The organism is Spirosoma sp. KNUC1025, from assembly GCF_045160025.1.
Classification (GTDB): Bacteria; Bacteroidota; Bacteroidia; order Cytophagales; family Spirosomataceae; genus Spirosoma.
On sequence record NZ_CP087139.1, the window covers coordinates 4437736 to 4453888 of the forward strand.

Consider the following 16153-nt stretch of genomic DNA (forward strand, 5'->3'; position numbering starts at 1 on the left):
TCTACCCCACAAAAGACAAAACCTCAGCATTACTGAGGTCTGTGCCAATTGTAATCAAAAATATTTCACACAAAACTATGCAATCCACCCTACTCCACCAACGCTACGCCCTTGCGTGTAGCGTACTGGAAAAACCCCAAAGCCAGACCCTAACGCTGGCCATGCTCGATGAAGAGCAGAACTTTGATCCGCTCGATGCGCGGATCAGTAAGCTGGCCGGTCCCCACTGCCAATCGATTGCGTTCTACGACGATAACCGTAAACACGGCTGCCGGGCGCTGGAATACGAAGTGCGTACGGCCGTTTACAATGGCTACGTCGACCGGGACGAATCAGGTAGATACCCTGATACGGGTGATGTACGGGAAATTATCTGGGTGCCCGTTCACGATGAAATGACCATTGAGCAGATCGCTCAGGCGGTGGTGCGGGAAGTTCAGGGCATTGATTGCAACGTCTTCGCATGAAAACGCTCGGTTTATATGGGCTCTATATGCTCTATAAAGCCCTCTGGTTTGCTCGCTTCTCGATCTATCTGATCTACTGCTACCTGCGCTATTACGTGTTTACCCGCCTTCGTGAACGTCTTCACGCCTAATTCCTACCCGCTATGTTTATCACCCTTCTGGCCGTCTTTGGTGGCGGCTGTCTCCTTGGCTTTGTGGTGTTTCTCTACGCCTTTGGCCGCAACATCTGGAACTATCTGCTGGATATGGGCTACATCGATTGGCCCGCCTGGGTGTACCGGTTACGTCGCTGGTGGCGTGGTTCGGGCAAACAGACAATGCAGGATCTCCTGCTGATTATTTCGATCATGGGACTTTGTTGGTTAGGTTTTCTTATCACGGAGCCATGAGTAAGATCCACCATCAATCCGCCCAAAAACAAGCCCATGAGCTTGTGGCCATCCTTTGGGATGAACTGCCCTCGGACTGGCACGACGCGATAACCGACCACCAGAACGAGGTGGGTTTGTGGCTGGCTGGCTTTGCTTATTCGTTTCGGGATTTCCGGGGGTTTGCCCTGTTGAGAGAAGCCCGGTTGCAGGCGGAGCTCTACTACCAGAACATCTTCAGGCTGACGCATCATTCGCCCCAAACCTGGGCCTTCTTTCGCTTTCGGCTCGAAGTGGCCCTGTTACGCAGCACAGGAGCTAATCAGGCGGAAATCATGGCCTGCTATGGCTATCACGACATCACCGCTGGTTTTGCGGCTCGCATTGACCTTTCGTACCTGAACTGATCATGGACCGTAAATCGACATTCGGCTGGCTGGAGGGCATCTGCTACGTGGGCATTGCGCTGGGTTTACTGTACTTCCTGTGGTGGTATCTGAGCTTTCACGCCCAGATCAAACACGGTATTCTTTACTGATTTCCTATGCTTTCTTACATCGAACTGGTTAACCGGTTCTGGCAGGTAGATGAACAGTATAACTTTTCGGGTAACGAAACCCGGCTGTACTTCTATTTGCTGAAGGTGGCCAACGCGTTAGGCTGGCCTGACGAGTTCGACTATGCCGATTCGAAATTAAGTGGTAACCTGGGGCAGCGGGTCAATACGCTCAAACCCTGTCGGGACCGGTTGATCCAGGCGGGACTACTGGACTTTGTACCCGGTGGAAAGGGACAGGCGAACCGCGTTAGGTATCAACTTAGGTATCAAAATTTGACACCTAAAGAGGGGCTTAGGTGTCAGGTTAGCTATCAAAAATTGACACCTACATTGACACCTAACGAGGCTTTGGTGTCAGATAAGCTGTCAAAAATTGACACCTACTCTTATATAAAAGAGACTAAGACTTTTTCTGATAGTAAAACAGGCGCGGAAAACTCAAAAACGTCTGTCGACGAAACAAAAGAAAAAGCCCCCTCACCCCCTACCCCTACTCCCCCCACCCCCCCACCGGACTTGCCTTTCGGGGAAGCCTTCGCGGAGGCCTGGTCGCTCTGGCTTCGCTACCGATCCGAACGACGATTGCCCGCTTACAAACCCATCGGGCTAAAAGGGGCGCTGACGGATCTGCTGACTTTATCGGGTAACGACGAAGCGCACGCCATCGAATTGATTCACCACGCTATTGCCAAAAACTGGCAGGGGATCTACCCCATCAAAAACACCAACGGTCATGTCGCAACAAATCGCACGGCACAACACCCAACCCGTAACCGAATCCAGCAAACCGCAGAGCCATATGCCTTCGACCTCGCTCGTGCGCTTGCAAACAACGCTGCCCACAACGGGCACCCGGATCAGCCAGGCGACGACTTCACAGCTTTCGAATTTGCTGAATAACCTCCAGTGGCTGCTCGGGGTCAACACAACCAAACAATCGCAGGCCGACAACGATCGCAACCTGCTGAAATTTTCCGCTTTTCTGGTCGCCAAAAAACCACACCTGACCCTGGAAGAAATTGAGCTGGCGTACGAATTGGCCTGTGATGGGGAACTGGACGTGGATGTATTTCCGGTCCTGAACCCGCTGCACTTTGGCCGGGTCATGAAAGCCTATCAAAGCTACCGAGCCTCCCGAACGGATCTGATGCAGCCCATACGCAACGGGCTGGCCCAGCCTGAACCCACCCAGGTCGATTCGGAAGCCATCATGATCGAATCGCTTCGATTAGCCTTGAATGCCGTGAAGGAAAACGGGGGCGTAGCCGATTACGGCAATGCGCTCTATGACTGGCTGGATGGTAAAGGATTGATTCCCTTCGACAATGCCCGCAAATGGGAATTCATGAATGAAGCGGTTGAAAAAGTAAAAAATGATGCCGTTGACCGGCTCAACAACCGCACCCTGCACAAATCCCAAAAACTGTTTATCCGCGATACGTTGAAGGATTTTTTAAATGATGCCTTCACCAAATCCACCCAGGACCGCATCAAGGTCATGGCTAAATATCTGGCCCTGAATGCCCTGCTGGCGGATCTGGTGGATATGAACTACACCGCTGAGGAATATCTATCCGAAGCCTTAACTCCGCAAATCGATAATCAATGAGCTATCAACTGCCAATTCATCGCCCTAAATGTCAGTTCGTGGCTGGCATTGATCCCGATCTGGACAAATCAGGGCTGGTCATTTATGACCGGGTTGAAAAGGCATGGTTTTGCAAAACACTAACCCAACACAAGTTGCAGGAGGCCATTATTGGGAGCTATACCACCCATGAACTGGAAATCATTGTGGAGGCTGGCTGGATGAATGATAGTTTTTTTCACGAGGAAGGCTTTCCAGACACCTTCGATAAATGGCCATTACAAAACAAGCTGGCTTACGTAGCGAAAGCCGCTTCTCGGGTTGGTGAAAATTTCGGTGTTGGCAAATCCATTAGCCACATATTCAAAGCCAATGGCTATTCAGTAGTGGAGGTGGCTCCTACTACAGCAAAATGGAATGCTGATTTATTCAAGCGGCAAACTGGACTAACGCACGGCTATAACGAAGAGATCCGGGATGCTTGCCGGACCATGTTCCCCTTTATCTAAAGTCTTTGCAGCAATCGCACAGGCGACCCGGCAAAATATTCACCTTTAACAATTTACAACCATGCTAACCTGGTACCAATCCAAAGTCAAGTATGACCAACTGATTGAGGGCAAAACCAAAACCGTATCCGAACTCTATATGCACGAAGCTGTCAATTTCGGCGAAGTAGAAAAGCATTGCTACGAACACCTGAAAAAGCGCATTAAAGATCCTGACGTAGATGCAATTGCCAAAGCGCCTTATGATGAAGTGATTTTCTTTAAAGGCACAGAGGCTGACTCCATCATTGCTTCACCTTTTTACCGTATCGACTTAAACTGGCTCGATGATAAGAGCTGCTATCTGATACCGGCTAAAGATGCAGATGAGGCCATCGATCGGGCTTTGAAGTACCATGGCAGCGCCGATGCCAGTCATGTAACAGGCGTAAAGAAGACCGACATACAAGGCGTATGGCATCCTAACAACGAACAGTGGCAGGGTGACTGGCATAACCGAATGGATCTGCTCTTAACGCTGGGTCGCCATAGCTGGGATATCAACCAATCTGAATTATTTAATGAGGACGGCACGGCCAAAGATAATCCGGCCGTCAACATGCAAAATCTGGCGGATGAGCTTGGTGCCACCATAACCGTTAGCAATCGGCGTGGCTCCTCAAAACGCAAGTTTGAGCCAACCCAAACAGCTTAATTTCCCATTGTAACTCGATAGTCAGCCATCAAGCGGCCGCTTTTGTGCCGGTTGATCCTTACCGCTCAAGTAAAAGGGTGTTTTTCCCGTTGCGAGTGAAGTATCTAAAACTGACCTTGGACTGAAGCAAACGATAGAACATTAGTATAAAGTAGGCGTTAAGAAAGCTTCATTAATAATTTATCTTAAACTATTATCACGATGAAATACTTTTTAATCGCTCTTTTTTTGTGTTCATCTTTTACCCTTAGCTTAGCCCAAATTAAGGTTGGCTTTACCTCTACAGAGATTAATACAACAGAATCAGATGCTAGAATAATTTCTATACCAATTTCTATTAATGGAAATTGGCGTGATGGTGCCCAAGGTTTCAAATTAACGATAAAAACGGGTGGTGAAGCTTCCGAAAACTTTGATTACTTACTAAGTACAAAAGAAATTGAAATAAAAAGAGATTCAGCGATTACGCCTGTACTATCAATTACAATAATTAACGATCAACGAATTGATAACGGGGAGTCGATTGAATTAACATTGATATCATCCAACTTGGATGTTGCTGAAGTTGAGGATAACAAAAATAAGTTGATTATACACATTGTTGATACAGGGCAGGATGCAAGAGATAAGATTTCGCAAATTATAGGCGAAGATAAAGATACCTCAATTATTATAGCTTCTATATTTTTAAAAAATAATTTTGTAGAAGTGTATAATAAGAAGAAGTATAAACCCCTAGATTCTTCTGCAATAAATAAAATAGTAAGTAACGACTTTACTCAAAACAAGATTAACTATGTACCAGAATCCGTAGAAACGAAGCAAATTTATGAAATAGTCAAAGTTAATTTTTCATTTCAAGACGGTGTTATTAATGAATTAAATGTATTGGCTAAACCGAAAGATTCATCTACCCAGTACCTTTTCACGAATATGGTTGATAGAAAAATTTTGGGGCTGTTCTTTAATACAGGAAGCCGGTATGCCATACCAGTGAGATACCAAATTTTTAAAAAATATATTTCTTCTTTACCTCTTTATGGAACGGACGAAGAAACGAGAGATAAGTTTTTAAAGGTTGGTGATGTAATAAAGTACAGACCTGAAGTCAACCGTAACTATGCCCCAACAGATGTTGATAACGTGGAATTAACACCAACTGAAAATAAGAAATTTGTATCAAGTCGTACAGCTCTTGCCAATTATATAAATTTAAATATATATTCAGATTTTTTATCATTAATTAAAGCTGAAAAAGGTAATGGCTTAGTGCAGACAGAAGCTGCTGGCCGGATATTTTTAAACACTAAAAATGTAAAATATTCCTTTTCTTACCTCTTTAATTATTTGGAAGCTAGTATCCGATATGCCCGCTTTGACGTTGGCTATAACTTTGTCACTAAAGATAACGATACAACAGTAAATCGTATGCTTCTCAACCAACGCTCATTTTTATTAGCCGGATTAAAATTAAACTTATACAAAAAGATATTTAGGTTATATGGCAGTTTTGAGCTTAATACAATGTTTAACATAAATTGGGCAAATATAAGGGGGGATCAAATATCTAACCTTCCTAATCAAACCCCAGAATATATACTCAATCAAGTAAATCTTTATTCATGGTGGCTAGAGCCAAAGTTTTTTTTGTTCCAAAATAGGAATTTTGGCATAAGCCTTGCTTATCCATTTTTTGTTCAAACTATATACAATAGAACTAAAGTTGATTTTACTAATACAAATTGGCAATGGTATTCTGCACCTGAAGTCGAGTTATTTTATTCACCTATTGCTTCTTCATAGGATAAATTATTTCTGCGTTTACGCAGCTTTATTGACAATGCCGGCCTTGATCCAAACTTTTTACAAGTGCAGATTGGCTATAAAAGCAAATTCAAGTTTAGAAATTAAGCTTTACACGTATATCGGCGACCGCATGACAGATCCGACTCTCAAGGGTCAGTTATGCTCAGCTATTCTGCGTGCCGATGGCAAATGCATTCATGGTAAAAACGGCTCGATGCTCGTTACGTTTGATTCGAGCCGAACGGCGGTTGTGATTGGGAGACTGCTAAGAAAGGTAGATTAGTATCCGGCCGAATTGCCGTTTTGAGTATATTGGACAAATCGAAAACTTAACCTTCTATGGCAGAGGACAATAATACAAACCCAGCTATCTACCCTACATCTTTTGGACTCTTTCCAGTACACCCAGTTCCTGAACCTTTTCTAAATCAAATCGGAGATTTAACGGTTTCATTTTCGCTTCTTGAAGAAGTAATTAAGGACTTGGTTAGACTATGCATTAAGCATACTGATAGGGTCATACAAATCATCACTGCAGAATTATCTTTTAAAAATATTAGAGCGCTGGTAATCAACCTCTTTTCAGAAAGAGGAAAAACCGATCAGTACTACCTGAAAGTGAAAGAGCTGATGAAACGTGCAGCCTTTATTGAAGAAAGAAGGAATCAAATAATACATGGTTCTTGGCTTGCGGGGTCCAATGAGAATCATATTAAGCTGAGAAAGATTACTGCAAAGGAAGGAAAGGGGTTGATAGATAAACAGTTAGAAATATCTCTTGAACTTTTATCTGATCTTGTACTGTATGTAAAGCATCTAACAGGTGATTTTATTGAGTTTTCACATGATTTTGCTCTAGTAACTAATCAACATTCTTTATTAAGATATTAAAACTTTTGTACTAATCCTATACCAATTCCTCCTTTTACCACCCAGCATCTAAAAACCTCTCGTCAATACAGAGGGGCTATATTGATTAACCCACTGTTTGCGGTAAATCCTATTTAACCTAGCCACAAATACATATGGTTTACTTTACTGTCTGAAAATAGTAGTAAAACATCGCCTTCACTGGCTGCGACATTTCCCGTATGCCATTCATCCAGGCCGATATATTACTCTTGTCAATTCCTGTATCGGCTACGATATCTTTAACCTTGATCTTTTTCTCAGTCATTTGATGGCGTATGTATTCGGGTGTTACTTGCTCGGTAACATTAGGACGGTAAACCGTCGCATTGACAATGATTCGACGGTCTGGAAAGAATCGGCCAAATAGCTCCTTAGCCCGCTCAATTAAGGTTTCCTCACTGGCGTAATTCTCCTGCGGAGTCTTTTCCTGAACAACCTGAACCTTAATGGCATCCGTGGCTACGGACAGCACTTTGAACGTAATGCGGCTGAATTTACGGTGTTGTAAGGCTCCGGCCGTCAGTTTTTCTAAATCGGTTTCGCTCAGCATATTGCTCAGCAGGTGAATGTTTTTGATAATGGTTTCCATAGTCTTAAAAAGGTAAAGGGGGCCGGTTTCCCGGCCCTTCCTGTTAGAGATAAATCAGTTCGTTTGTGTCGAGGTGATAGATAGCGACCTGCTCATTGTCGCGGCCTAGCTGGATAGCTGTTTGGCGGTCGTGAACGATGTAAACCGCATCCCAGTAAAACAGACCATCTTCAGCCCAACCACCCATAACCCCAGTGGTTCCTGTGGCAACTTCGATAACCCGAATCAACCCGGCATCACCAAAGCTGTTCTGGGTGTCAATCATGGCGATTACGTAGCCCGATTTAACAAATTCGCAGGCAGGAATCGTGATAGTGAAACCTTCCTGATTCTGAGCGGCAATCGCTTTAATTTTTACGAGTAATGTGTGCATTGGCTTGGTGCCATTTACCGACTGGCTGTCGTTGTAAGTACATATCAAAGATACAAAAAAGTTTGTAATAAACAAACTTTTTTGTAATTAATTTTGAGAAGGTAAATTGCTTTTTTGAGGTTGATCGTTTCCGTCGAATGGGCTTGTTTGCAAATTTTGTCACTGATAAGGCCATCTATTTTATATATTTTAGGTGGACAGCAATAAGCAACCATGGAAAATTCCTTTACCGCAAATGCGTTGAAGCAGTTGCTGTGTACTGTGGACACCTCACCTGCCCTGCCAGATTATCCGTTAAACGAGATTCGGGAAAAAGTACGTAGTTTGTGGTCGAAAGCTCTGGACAAGGAGCTTACCCATAATCCACACAATCCTGATGATCACTCACGAAACGCTCCTTCGGCTCGGTTTCACTGAGCTTTGCAATCGCCCACTTTGTTACGCCTACCGAGGTATATCGGGTAGTCTCGATCCCATACATGGGACCTTCTACTTCCATCAATGCAGCCTAGCCATCAGTCAACAATCTGATCTAAAATATATGAAGATGCTAATTGATTATCAGTGTGAGAGCAGCCTTGCCCCCTATCCAAGTCATATGAATTAAAATACACTTAAAGGGTAGTATAGCCTAACAAAGCTTTACTTTTCAGGGCGTTCACATTAATCACTAATACTATGGTCCGCTTGGTTTTATTAGGAACAAATCACGATTTTGCCCAGCTAAACTTTACCAGTATCGCTGAAGCCCCAGTGACGGGCGATCAAATACGGCTCGGCAGTGTAGTTTATTATGTTCAAGATCGTCAATTTGTTTATGGTGTCAATAACAACCAATTTCAATTTATAGATATATTACTTTTTGTTCGCCAACTGCCCTAAAAAACGCCCGACGCAATACGTCCGGGCGCTTCTGTTCTCCTCATAACCTAAACTAACCTACTCCGAAAGCTATAATCGTTTACCTCCGTACTTTCCTGGGAGGTTCATAGTTATTGAAAATTTGCAAAGCTTCTCCGCTCGACCTAATTCGATGTATGAAGTAGCGCCACTCGCCACGCTCATATGAACCGATTCACCCGCTGGAAATTTGAACATAGCCGCCCATTTATGGTCTGTTCAGTTTATGAAAAACAAGGGCTTGCCTTTCAAAAGCATCTAGTTTTATGGCTCAATTAATGCCGTATATAAGCATAACCTCATAATCAGCCAATTAACGGTTTAAAGCTACCGTTTGGTCAATAACGCCTTTCTGTAGTCTACGAATCATGTATACTTGCTATAAACGTTAGCAGTAAATGATTCACGCCACGACTCTATCCTTCAATCGTTCCCAGCATTCATACAGTTACCTGCTGCTGTTTACACTTACCAGTGCGTTGGTTCTGTCGTTTTTTGTAAAGGACAACCGGCTATGGCTAGATGAAGTGTTCAGCATGACGCTGCTGGAAGATCCTTCTTTTGGCCACATGAATGAAGCCATTACTTCAGGATTGGAAACCAACCCGCCCCTGTTCTTTTACGTGTACTGGTTCCTTGGCCATACGATTAGCTTGAATACTACCTTTCTGAAGATCGTTTCCGGTGGACTATACCTGACGGCTATTTATTTCTTTTACCTGTATACCATCAAGCTGATTAACCGGCCCAAACAGAACTTCTTTATTTATCTGGGTGCTATCGGTCTAACGCAGTTGAATTACGTACAACCTACCCAGATACGTGGCTACTCGCTGTATATTCTGCTGGTCTGTCTCCACGTCATAACGACGCATAAACTTTTTAAATCGCCTGGTACAACCTGGCTACTGGTTACGCACTTTATCTCGGGCCTGGCTTTGCTGCTTACCCATTATTACGGGTTGTTTATCGTAGCCATTTCTGCCTCTGCCTTTTTACCCCTCCTTTTCTGGTCAAGACAGAAAACGTATGCCTATCCCATTGGGTCAGTCCTGCTGATCGTTTGCAGCTGGCTATTGCTTTGGTATCCCCAATTTCAGCTGCAATCATCGGCTACGGCAGCGGGGTTCTGGATTGTAAAGCCAACCGCTACGGCCTTTTTTCGGACAATCGGTAATCTAATCCCGTCCATACCCAAGGTGAGTGGTGTCATTCCGTATTGGGATATTGTCCGCGTGGCACTGGTTACCGGCTTATTTTTGCAGATGGCCGTAAAACGGTTTCGCCCCAGCTGGAGAACCTTTGTACAGGATGAGGTATATAGCTTCTATGTACTGACAGGATACCTGTTTATCGGTGTATCGCTGTTAGCGTTGGCCGTCTCTCTTTTGTACGTACCTATTTTAGTGGATCGCTATCTATGGCCTCTGAATCTGTTTATCCTGTTCCAGTTTGCCTATGCCGTTTGCTATTACAAACCTATCATTCATCCGGCCCGATTTGCCCTTCCCCTGTATGCGTTATGCCTTTGCTTATTGATGTTAGTGCAAAGCCGACGGGCAACGGCTTTCCCTACCTCGGTTGCTCGATACCTCCCAACGCTGAATAAATCATATCCTGTTTTTTACGAATCGCTTTTTTACTTCTTGCCTCTGAACTACTATCAACTAGGGAGCAATCGGTTTTGGATGGATTGGGATTCAAGTATTAAAAGTAATACAATCTCCGAATACCGGGCAGCCCGGCTGTTTAGGGAACAATACGCCATGACGGGCGTTGTTGCGCCCCATGATTTTAGCACCAACCATTTTGGCCGATTCTACATTGTTGATGAAGCCAAAAAATACAAGTTTGAAAAGCTGATTGCAGCGGGTAAGATTCGCGTGATTCGGATAATTCCCGTTCCAGAAAGTGACGTACGGATACTGGAGTGTATTCAATAAAAAAGCCCAACGCAATTTGGTTAAGCTTTTAGGTATTCCACATGTTTAAATAAAACATCCTTGACTCTTAACGCTTTGTCAAGTCACAAAAAAGCCCGGCTCATCTGGAACCGGGCTTTCTACTATTCAATAAAAAGCTGCAAATGTGTGGTTATGAGGAAATAAATGATTTTTACTTTTATGGGTATGACTTCACGTATAACTATGTGTATAACTATCTGTAACAGTATTCATAAATACCCGACTCAAGCTGGCCGAATCTTTATAATGTCTAACTTGTACAGTACCCTAGACTCCAAGAGATGAGTAAGGTCACAAAAAAAGCCAAATCTCAAGTCGGATTTGGCTTTATGACTCACTAACCTAATTGGTAATTGTCCTGATTGCCTTTAATCGTCAGCCATACTTTGCCGCCCCTGTCCAGTACGGGAAAAGCGAGACCTTCCAGTTTAGTGGTTGCATCTCCCGATCGCCAGCCAACCCCCGGCGAATCGAGGGTAGTAACTGGTGCAATGCACCCTTCCAATTGTTTAACCGCCCAATTGGCTTCATGAATTTCCACCATGCCCCGGCCCGGCACACCGTTAAGCAGGAGGCAGGCTCCATGTTTCGGAGAGGTATAGCGGGTTAGCAGGTAGCGCCCCTCGGGAATACAGCTGCTTTTGCGCTGGTTATTTTTCCAGGGCAATTCAATGGAATGACAGACGAAGCCACTGTTAAGTGAAATGGTACCGTTGGTCCCAGTTGGGTAATACGTTCGTATCAGCGTGAATTCCAGTTCCATGTATAATACAGAGTTACGGTGTTTTTATCGTACGAGTAATGTACCGCCAATCAGCACAAACAGCCCACCCACAACGGCCAGCCCATCTCTGGCTTTACGGATCAGTTTACCGGCAACAGTTTTGCCTTTCAACTTATCGCGTTCCTCCGTTACGGGCTTCAGGGCCATTTCTGCCGTTTCTGCCCGGTCGGTCAGCAGATCCGTTTTTTTCTTATAAGCTTTAATCTTCTGATCCTGACTGACAATGGTATCATTGGCAACTTGTAGTGAGGCTTGTAGCCCACTAATAGCCGTTTTGCCGGTACGTTCCAGCTGTTCAGCCCGGTTGTGCTCCAGCTGGTACTGATTATACCAGTAGTCCGGATCGGGATTGTAAAACGTCGGCCGGGTTTGGGCGCTGGCCAGCTGACAGAGTAGCAACCCTGCCATCAGTAGTAGTCCACAGACAACGTACATAAGGGGATAAAACAAACGGTCCTGATTCATTGGGTCAGTTTGTTAAAGTCCTCAATGGCCTGCTGGGTCGTATCCCCTGGCGTTACAATAGGTGCGGGCGTAGCAGACTGCTCGATTTGCAGTTTCTGCCGGTTACTGTCCGAGCAGCTGCCGAATGTCCAGACCAGCAGGGAAATGCCCAGCGCGACGCCGGATATCTTCACGACAATCGGTTGGATCTGATGCGTCAGGACCAGATACAGCACGACCGTCAGCACCAGTACCCCAAATCCGGCAAAGGCAATGGAAGCCGCGTAGGGATAGTATTCCGGATGTTTGGACGAGATCAGAAAGACGGCAAAAAAGCCGATGCAGAAGCCCACCAGGGCCGCGCGTACCCAGCCCGGCGTTTGGTGATCCAGATCCAGGGCGATCACGAATAGAACAATCGAGACGGCCAGACAAATGATTTGTGCGATGGTGACCCACATGACGTTACGGTGTTTTCTTAAAATTGACAATCGATTTGGCAATGGCAATCAGGGAGCTGGCGGCTCCATTTTCGGCAATAGCGGCTCCATCTTTCTGAAGGCCCGCCAGCCAGCTGTTGGCCAGGTAGCCGAACAGTCCACCAAGGGCACCGAATACTTTAGGGGGCAACGCCAGCCCGAATTGACCCACGCCCCATTCCAGCAAATACAGCAGACAGACAATGACAAAAAAGGGCGTAAAGGCCGAAATTAAACCCTGCACGACCGGCACCTTTTCGCCCTGACTGGCGCGGACGACGCAGCCGACGAAAACGACCAGGGCCATGAACGTATCCCGGCCTAAAAAGTCAATGAGTGCATCCATGAGATACGTTCCTATTTTACGATGAGTTTTGAGGTATATTCGCTGTATGGAAATCCATAAAGACGATGTACTAGAACATGCGCTTACGAAGGGGATTGCTTCGGCTTCTCAGCGCTTTAGCCTTCCAGGGTCAGAGGTGATGGCCATCGTTAACGCCTTTAAAGACGATATAGAGGATCATCACCTCTGCCCTTGTGAAGCGGCAACAAAAGATGGGCATGCGTCTATGTGCTTTATGTGCGAAGGCAGGCCCGAACGCATTCTGATTTAAGGCACGCCAACGAACCGGGAGCGGTCCAGATCGATAATCCGGTCATAGCTGTTACCGCCGACCAGGGTAAAAAACGAGATCCGGAGTTTGGTGGGCCTGTGATAATTGGCCGTCAGATCATAGCGCGGAACGACCTGCGTAGGGTAATTGCCATAACTGACCGATACGTTTCCGGCATTGTCGCAGGCAATCGACAGAAACTGCTGCTGCTCTAATACCTGCGGCATAAACGTGCTCGTCGGACCACTGGCCAGCGTCGTGCTCGTTCCGGCCATGAACGCTGAGGTACCTGTACCAAAACCTGTACTTTGCGGATAGACGCGCTGAATGATCTTGTCCTGATTATCCAGCACATCGACGTACTGCCCCCCCTGGCTGTTGTTGCCGTAAATCAAGCCGTCGTGATTAATGTAGCCTGTATACGACCAGGCCGACTGCGACACGCTACTAAGTGATCGATCGATGGTGTTGATCTTACCGACCACCTTCGAGTTATACCGGGCGTAGAGATCCGGCCACTCGACTTTATACGACTTGCGGGAAGTCGCAACGACAAAGTATTTCGTTCCACTGGACGTTGAATCGACCGTCGGATTGCGTACCCAGCCCGCCGTTCCGCTAACCAAACTGACGTTCGGCTGCAACCCTTCGTGCAGATCATTACCCGGCAATACCATCGATCGAAGCGGGGTTTTACTCGTAATCGGAATAACAATCTCGCCAATGGTGTTCAGCCCCGAAATCTTCCAGCGGTGAACGCCCGAATGGTAGTTCTCGTCATTGTGATAGTAATACAGATTCGCGCCGACCTTCACCAGATTGCCCGAAAAAGCATTGCCCGCCATCTGAGCCGGTGGCGTTTCCAGACCCGCCAGGGCTACGTCATAGAAGGTCGTGCCGAAATTCATCAGCATCAGCCCATTGTCGTACACCAGGTTGTATTCATTGGTCTGCCCACCTTTCCAGAATTCACCGTGGTAACCCCACAGAATAATCCGGCCGTTGGCCTGCTGCGAGATGCCCGTATTGTTCACGCTATTGCCCACATCGTACCAGCCATCGTTCGGGAAAATGCCCGTATAGGTCGGAGTGGTCGAAAAAGCGGTTCGCCACTTCCATTTATTGGTACCCAGCTTTACAGCCCCCAGATGCGACCAGGTGCTGGCTTTTGAGCCATCGAAGGCAAGGATCAGATTTGTGGGCGTGGTGATCTCACCCGACCGTAGTTTGAGTACGTTGCCCCGGTAAGTCGGATCACCCGCCGTCGTGGCTGGTGTTGACGCAATCGTTACAGCCGCCCCGTAAACCGGATTATTGTTCCCGTCAAAACCCAATAAGGTTCGCTTGGTCCAGGTCTGGGCAGCGGGAATGCTCGCCCGAATGCAGCGGTAAATATTACCGTCGGGATAGAGCTGCGACGATTGGCCCTCGCTGGATGGCGAGATGACGACGCCCGTAAAACGAACGGTGCCACCCGAAACCAGTTCCACAACCTCCACAATCGAGTTCGCTTTCAGGGTCGCATACGTACGGCCGTTGGAAAGCGTCGCTACGCCTTTTAAGAGGCTATTATCGGCCGTGTTGGGTGTCCAGTACGTACTGGGCACCCCTCCGCCCCAGTTGCGTTTTAACTTCCAGCTGCCGTTGGTGCCCCCCAGCGTTTTGGTGTAATCCACCTCGAATTCCAGAAAATTGGCAAACACCCGTGTGGGATTGTTGGGGTCAACGTGCGAAGAATAAATCTTGGGTAAAAACTGAATTTCTTCCAGATAACCCCGGGCCGCTGAATAGTGAATCGCTCTTGAATTCCCTGTATCGCCCACCCAGAACGAGCCATCGGAAATATGGCAGATAAAGGTTGTTACAGCATATCCAAAGATGTCCGTGAACATGAACTTGTCCGTCGTCGCCGTCGAGTTAGTACTATAGCCCCCTTCCTGACCATACGTCCACAGCAGAGCGCCTGAATTGTTGTAGCCAAATAGCTGCTGTCTGGAGCCGCCATCCGCGACGACGATTTCCCCCGTTGTGGGTGAAACCGAAACGGCCATGGGAGCAACCAGGCCACTCAGCGAAAGCGTTGGATTACCAAGCGTTCCATCGGAAGCAACTGTGTATCGAGCAACGGTATTTGTTCCGGAGATTACCCATAAGTTGTCTGAATTATCAACGCACAGCTTACCCGGGGTTGGGATGGTGATCTTTCTGATGAACGCCCCCGTCGTCTTGTTGAGAACGTGAATCTCGTTCACCAGTGAACGGGCCACAAACAGAAAATTTCCGTTTTTCTGAACAGCAAGTCCAGTTGGGTTAGCGGCCAAACCGGATAACGTATCAAACGCCCACTGGTATTTATATCCAGCATAGACCGTCAACGGAAAACCTGACGTGAACTGTACTTCAGTATCATCGCTTGCTTTGGTGCCAAAAACGAAGGTCGTATAGGGAGCATGGCTGTCAGCACCTAACCAGTATACATTCGATCCGTCGGTCGCAACACAGGCTACGTTCTGGGCGGTTTTGGCGGTTGGAATAATGACCTGACGGGCTTGTATATTATTCTGGGCAAACTTGATGTGGCTTGGACTACCTTCTGAGTACTGCTTGCCATAGTAGCAGGCCGTTCCGGAACTGGCCATGGTCACTATACCGTACCAGCCCCGGTGCACCGTCGTGCCCGTAAACGAGCTTGACGTATTGCCAACTACACCCTCCCAGGTTGCGGTAATGTTGTTATACACCGCCCGGAAGTGATAGGCTGTGTTTCGGTTGGCCACCACCTGGCCCCGATCATCTTTACCATCCCAGCTGAGGTTATAACCGCCCGCTGTTTTGTAGACGTTGGATTCAATCGTACGAACAAGGGTCGTATCAGCCGTATACACCCCGATCGACACCCGGGCTGAAACGGGCAGGTTCAAATAGCCTGAATAATCATTCGATACGTTGATGAGCTTCGAAGACGCACCGGTAATCTTTTGCGCCCGAATGAGCTGCGTTCCGGCCTTGGGCGTTGGTTTGGCTTTCAGGGTGACTTTCTGCTGAGCGGTGCAGATGCCGCTCAGCAGAAAAAAACCGATGATCAATAGGTTTTTCATGA

Annotated in this window: 23 protein-coding genes; 16 read left to right on the top strand and 7 right to left on the bottom strand. The window is 46.6% G+C overall.

All coding sequences use genetic code 11. The features are described from left to right. The first annotated feature begins 77 nt into the window (after positions 1-77). From LN737_RS19335 to LN737_RS19390, 12 genes are all read left to right on the top strand, one after another. On the top strand, positions 78-467 hold the full coding sequence (locus LN737_RS19335) for a hypothetical protein (RefSeq protein WP_405511466.1): 390 nt from the start codon (positions 78-80) through the stop codon (positions 465-467). Continuing rightward, a complete protein-coding gene (locus LN737_RS19340; RefSeq protein ID WP_405511467.1) occupies positions 464-598 on the top strand; it encodes a hypothetical protein in 135 nt (44 codons plus the stop codon). Before LN737_RS19335 ends, LN737_RS19340 begins: the two co-directional genes overlap by 4 nt. A gap of 12 nt (positions 599-610) precedes the next feature. Then, a complete protein-coding gene (locus LN737_RS19345; RefSeq protein WP_405511468.1) occupies positions 611-856 on the top strand; it encodes a hypothetical protein in 246 nt (81 codons plus the stop codon). Continuing rightward, entirely contained in the window at positions 853-1242 is a 390-nt protein-coding gene (locus LN737_RS19350) for a hypothetical protein (protein WP_405511469.1), read from the top strand. Before LN737_RS19345 ends, LN737_RS19350 begins: the two co-directional genes overlap by 4 nt. Before the next feature lie 2 nt (positions 1243-1244). Then, positions 1245-1373 (top strand): hypothetical protein, encoded by a 129-nt coding sequence (locus LN737_RS19355; RefSeq protein ID WP_405511470.1) that lies wholly within the window; start codon positions 1245-1247, stop codon positions 1371-1373. Positions 1374-1379: 6 nt separating this feature from the next. Beyond that, the gene (locus tag LN737_RS19360; protein WP_405511471.1) at positions 1380-2294 is read left to right on the top strand and encodes a hypothetical protein; all 915 of its coding nucleotides are present in this window, start codon (positions 1380-1382) and stop codon (positions 2292-2294) included. Continuing rightward, positions 2284-3003 carry a hypothetical protein gene (locus LN737_RS19365; protein WP_405511472.1) on the top strand — a complete coding sequence of 240 codons (720 nt, stop codon included), beginning with the start codon at positions 2284-2286 and terminating at the stop codon, positions 3001-3003. Before LN737_RS19360 ends, LN737_RS19365 begins: the two co-directional genes overlap by 11 nt. Further along, a complete protein-coding gene (locus LN737_RS19370) occupies positions 3000-3491 on the top strand; it encodes a hypothetical protein (RefSeq protein WP_405511473.1) in 492 nt (163 codons plus the stop codon). Before LN737_RS19365 ends, LN737_RS19370 begins: the two co-directional genes overlap by 4 nt. A gap of 61 nt (positions 3492-3552) precedes the next feature. Next, positions 3553-4185, top strand: coding sequence for a DUF4494 family protein (locus LN737_RS19375; RefSeq protein ID WP_405511474.1), 633 nt, complete (start codon positions 3553-3555; stop codon positions 4183-4185). A gap of 201 nt (positions 4186-4386) precedes the next feature. Beyond that, entirely contained in the window at positions 4387-5988 is a 1602-nt protein-coding gene (locus LN737_RS19380; RefSeq protein ID WP_405511475.1) for a hypothetical protein, read from the top strand. A 133-nt stretch (positions 5989-6121) separates the two neighbouring features. Then, a complete protein-coding gene (locus tag LN737_RS19385) occupies positions 6122-6274 on the top strand; it encodes a hypothetical protein (RefSeq protein WP_405511476.1) in 153 nt (50 codons plus the stop codon). 56 nt (positions 6275-6330) lie between these two features. Then, positions 6331-6882 carry a hypothetical protein gene (locus LN737_RS19390; RefSeq protein WP_405511477.1) on the top strand — a complete coding sequence of 184 codons (552 nt, stop codon included), beginning with the start codon at positions 6331-6333 and terminating at the stop codon, positions 6880-6882. A gap of 139 nt (positions 6883-7021) precedes the next feature. Here the strand turns inward: LN737_RS19390 and LN737_RS19395 are convergent, their stop codons facing one another. Beyond that, positions 7022-7492 carry a hypothetical protein gene (locus LN737_RS19395; RefSeq protein ID WP_405511478.1) on the bottom strand — a complete coding sequence of 157 codons (471 nt, stop codon included), beginning with the start codon at positions 7490-7492 and terminating at the stop codon, positions 7022-7024. 43 nt (positions 7493-7535) lie between these two features. Next, positions 7536-7865 (bottom strand): hypothetical protein, encoded by a 330-nt coding sequence (locus LN737_RS19400; protein ID WP_405511479.1) that lies wholly within the window; start codon positions 7863-7865, stop codon positions 7536-7538. A 213-nt stretch (positions 7866-8078) separates the two neighbouring features. Here LN737_RS19400 and LN737_RS19405 point away from each other — a divergent pair, with 213 nt between their 5' ends. From LN737_RS19405 to LN737_RS19415, 3 genes are all read left to right on the top strand, one after another. Continuing rightward, on the top strand, positions 8079-8282 hold the full coding sequence (locus LN737_RS19405; RefSeq protein WP_405511480.1) for a hypothetical protein: 204 nt from the start codon (positions 8079-8081) through the stop codon (positions 8280-8282). Between the two features lie 261 nt (positions 8283-8543). Continuing rightward, on the top strand, positions 8544-8747 hold the full coding sequence (locus LN737_RS19410; RefSeq protein WP_405511481.1) for a hypothetical protein: 204 nt from the start codon (positions 8544-8546) through the stop codon (positions 8745-8747). A gap of 416 nt (positions 8748-9163) precedes the next feature. Beyond that, on the top strand, positions 9164-10708 hold the full coding sequence (locus LN737_RS19415; RefSeq protein WP_405511482.1) for a hypothetical protein: 1545 nt from the start codon (positions 9164-9166) through the stop codon (positions 10706-10708). Positions 10709-11066: 358 nt separating this feature from the next. On the opposite strand, the gene LN737_RS19420 is transcribed toward LN737_RS19415, so the two are convergent. The 4 genes from LN737_RS19420 to LN737_RS19435 are packed head-to-tail and all read right to left on the bottom strand — an operon-like array spanning position 11067 to position 12782. After that, positions 11067-11492 carry a DUF5675 family protein gene (locus tag LN737_RS19420; RefSeq protein ID WP_405511483.1) on the bottom strand — a complete coding sequence of 142 codons (426 nt, stop codon included), beginning with the start codon at positions 11490-11492 and terminating at the stop codon, positions 11067-11069. Between the two features lie 24 nt (positions 11493-11516). Beyond that, positions 11517-11978: a hypothetical protein gene (locus tag LN737_RS19425; protein ID WP_405511484.1), complete on the bottom strand. Its 462-nt coding sequence runs from the start codon at positions 11976-11978 to the stop codon at positions 11517-11519. Beyond that, on the bottom strand, positions 11975-12448 hold the full coding sequence (locus tag LN737_RS19430; protein ID WP_405511485.1) for a hypothetical protein: 474 nt from the start codon (positions 12446-12448) through the stop codon (positions 11975-11977). The genes LN737_RS19425 and LN737_RS19430 overlap by 4 nt, the downstream gene beginning before the upstream one ends. Further along, the gene (locus LN737_RS19435; protein WP_405511486.1) at positions 12423-12782 is read right to left on the bottom strand and encodes a hypothetical protein; all 360 of its coding nucleotides are present in this window, start codon (positions 12780-12782) and stop codon (positions 12423-12425) included. Before LN737_RS19435 ends, LN737_RS19430 begins: the two co-directional genes overlap by 26 nt. Before the next feature lie 46 nt (positions 12783-12828). Between LN737_RS19435 and LN737_RS19440 the strand changes: the two genes are divergently transcribed. Further along, on the top strand, positions 12829-13053 hold the full coding sequence (locus LN737_RS19440) for a hypothetical protein (RefSeq protein WP_405511487.1): 225 nt from the start codon (positions 12829-12831) through the stop codon (positions 13051-13053). On the opposite strand, the gene LN737_RS19445 is transcribed toward LN737_RS19440, so the two are convergent. Then, the gene (locus tag LN737_RS19445; RefSeq protein ID WP_405511488.1) at positions 13050-16151 is read right to left on the bottom strand and encodes a hypothetical protein; all 3102 of its coding nucleotides are present in this window, start codon (positions 16149-16151) and stop codon (positions 13050-13052) included. The two genes, LN737_RS19440 and LN737_RS19445, sit on opposite strands and share 4 nt — an antisense overlap. Positions 16152-16153: the final 2 nt, after the last annotated feature.

Excerpts from the sequence above, each read along its gene's own strand:
- LN737_RS19335 (WP_405511466.1), top strand. The coding sequence starts at position 78 with ATGCAATCCACCCTACTCCACCAACGCTACGCCCTTGCGTGTAGCGTA.
- LN737_RS19340 (WP_405511467.1), top strand. The coding sequence starts at position 464 with ATGAAAACGCTCGGTTTATATGGGCTCTATATGCTCTATAAAGCCCTC.
- LN737_RS19345 (WP_405511468.1), top strand. The coding sequence starts at position 611 with ATGTTTATCACCCTTCTGGCCGTCTTTGGTGGCGGCTGTCTCCTTGGC.
- LN737_RS19350 (WP_405511469.1), top strand. The coding sequence starts at position 853 with ATGAGTAAGATCCACCATCAATCCGCCCAAAAACAAGCCCATGAGCTT.
- LN737_RS19355 (WP_405511470.1), top strand. The coding sequence starts at position 1,245 with ATGGACCGTAAATCGACATTCGGCTGGCTGGAGGGCATCTGCTACGTG.
- LN737_RS19360 (WP_405511471.1), top strand. The coding sequence starts at position 1,380 with ATGCTTTCTTACATCGAACTGGTTAACCGGTTCTGGCAGGTAGATGAA.
- LN737_RS19370 (WP_405511473.1), top strand. The coding sequence starts at position 3,000 with ATGAGCTATCAACTGCCAATTCATCGCCCTAAATGTCAGTTCGTGGCT.
- LN737_RS19375 (WP_405511474.1), top strand. The coding sequence starts at position 3,553 with ATGCTAACCTGGTACCAATCCAAAGTCAAGTATGACCAACTGATTGAG.
- LN737_RS19380 (WP_405511475.1), top strand. The coding sequence starts at position 4,387 with ATGAAATACTTTTTAATCGCTCTTTTTTTGTGTTCATCTTTTACCCTT.
- LN737_RS19385 (WP_405511476.1), top strand. The coding sequence starts at position 6,122 with ATGACAGATCCGACTCTCAAGGGTCAGTTATGCTCAGCTATTCTGCGT.
- LN737_RS19390 (WP_405511477.1), top strand. The coding sequence starts at position 6,331 with ATGGCAGAGGACAATAATACAAACCCAGCTATCTACCCTACATCTTTT.
- LN737_RS19395 (WP_405511478.1), bottom strand. The coding sequence starts at position 7,492 with ATGGAAACCATTATCAAAAACATTCACCTGCTGAGCAATATGCTGAGC.
- LN737_RS19400 (WP_405511479.1), bottom strand. The coding sequence starts at position 7,865 with ATGCACACATTACTCGTAAAAATTAAAGCGATTGCCGCTCAGAATCAG.
- LN737_RS19405 (WP_405511480.1), top strand. The coding sequence starts at position 8,079 with ATGGAAAATTCCTTTACCGCAAATGCGTTGAAGCAGTTGCTGTGTACT.
- LN737_RS19410 (WP_405511481.1), top strand. The coding sequence starts at position 8,544 with ATGGTCCGCTTGGTTTTATTAGGAACAAATCACGATTTTGCCCAGCTA.
- LN737_RS19415 (WP_405511482.1), top strand. The coding sequence starts at position 9,164 with ATGATTCACGCCACGACTCTATCCTTCAATCGTTCCCAGCATTCATAC.
- LN737_RS19420 (WP_405511483.1), bottom strand. The coding sequence starts at position 11,492 with ATGGAACTGGAATTCACGCTGATACGAACGTATTACCCAACTGGGACC.
- LN737_RS19425 (WP_405511484.1), bottom strand. The coding sequence starts at position 11,978 with ATGAATCAGGACCGTTTGTTTTATCCCCTTATGTACGTTGTCTGTGGA.
- LN737_RS19435 (WP_405511486.1), bottom strand. The coding sequence starts at position 12,782 with ATGGATGCACTCATTGACTTTTTAGGCCGGGATACGTTCATGGCCCTG.
- LN737_RS19440 (WP_405511487.1), top strand. The coding sequence starts at position 12,829 with ATGGAAATCCATAAAGACGATGTACTAGAACATGCGCTTACGAAGGGG.
- LN737_RS19445 (WP_405511488.1), bottom strand. The coding sequence starts at position 16,151 with ATGAAAAACCTATTGATCATCGGTTTTTTTCTGCTGAGCGGCATCTGC.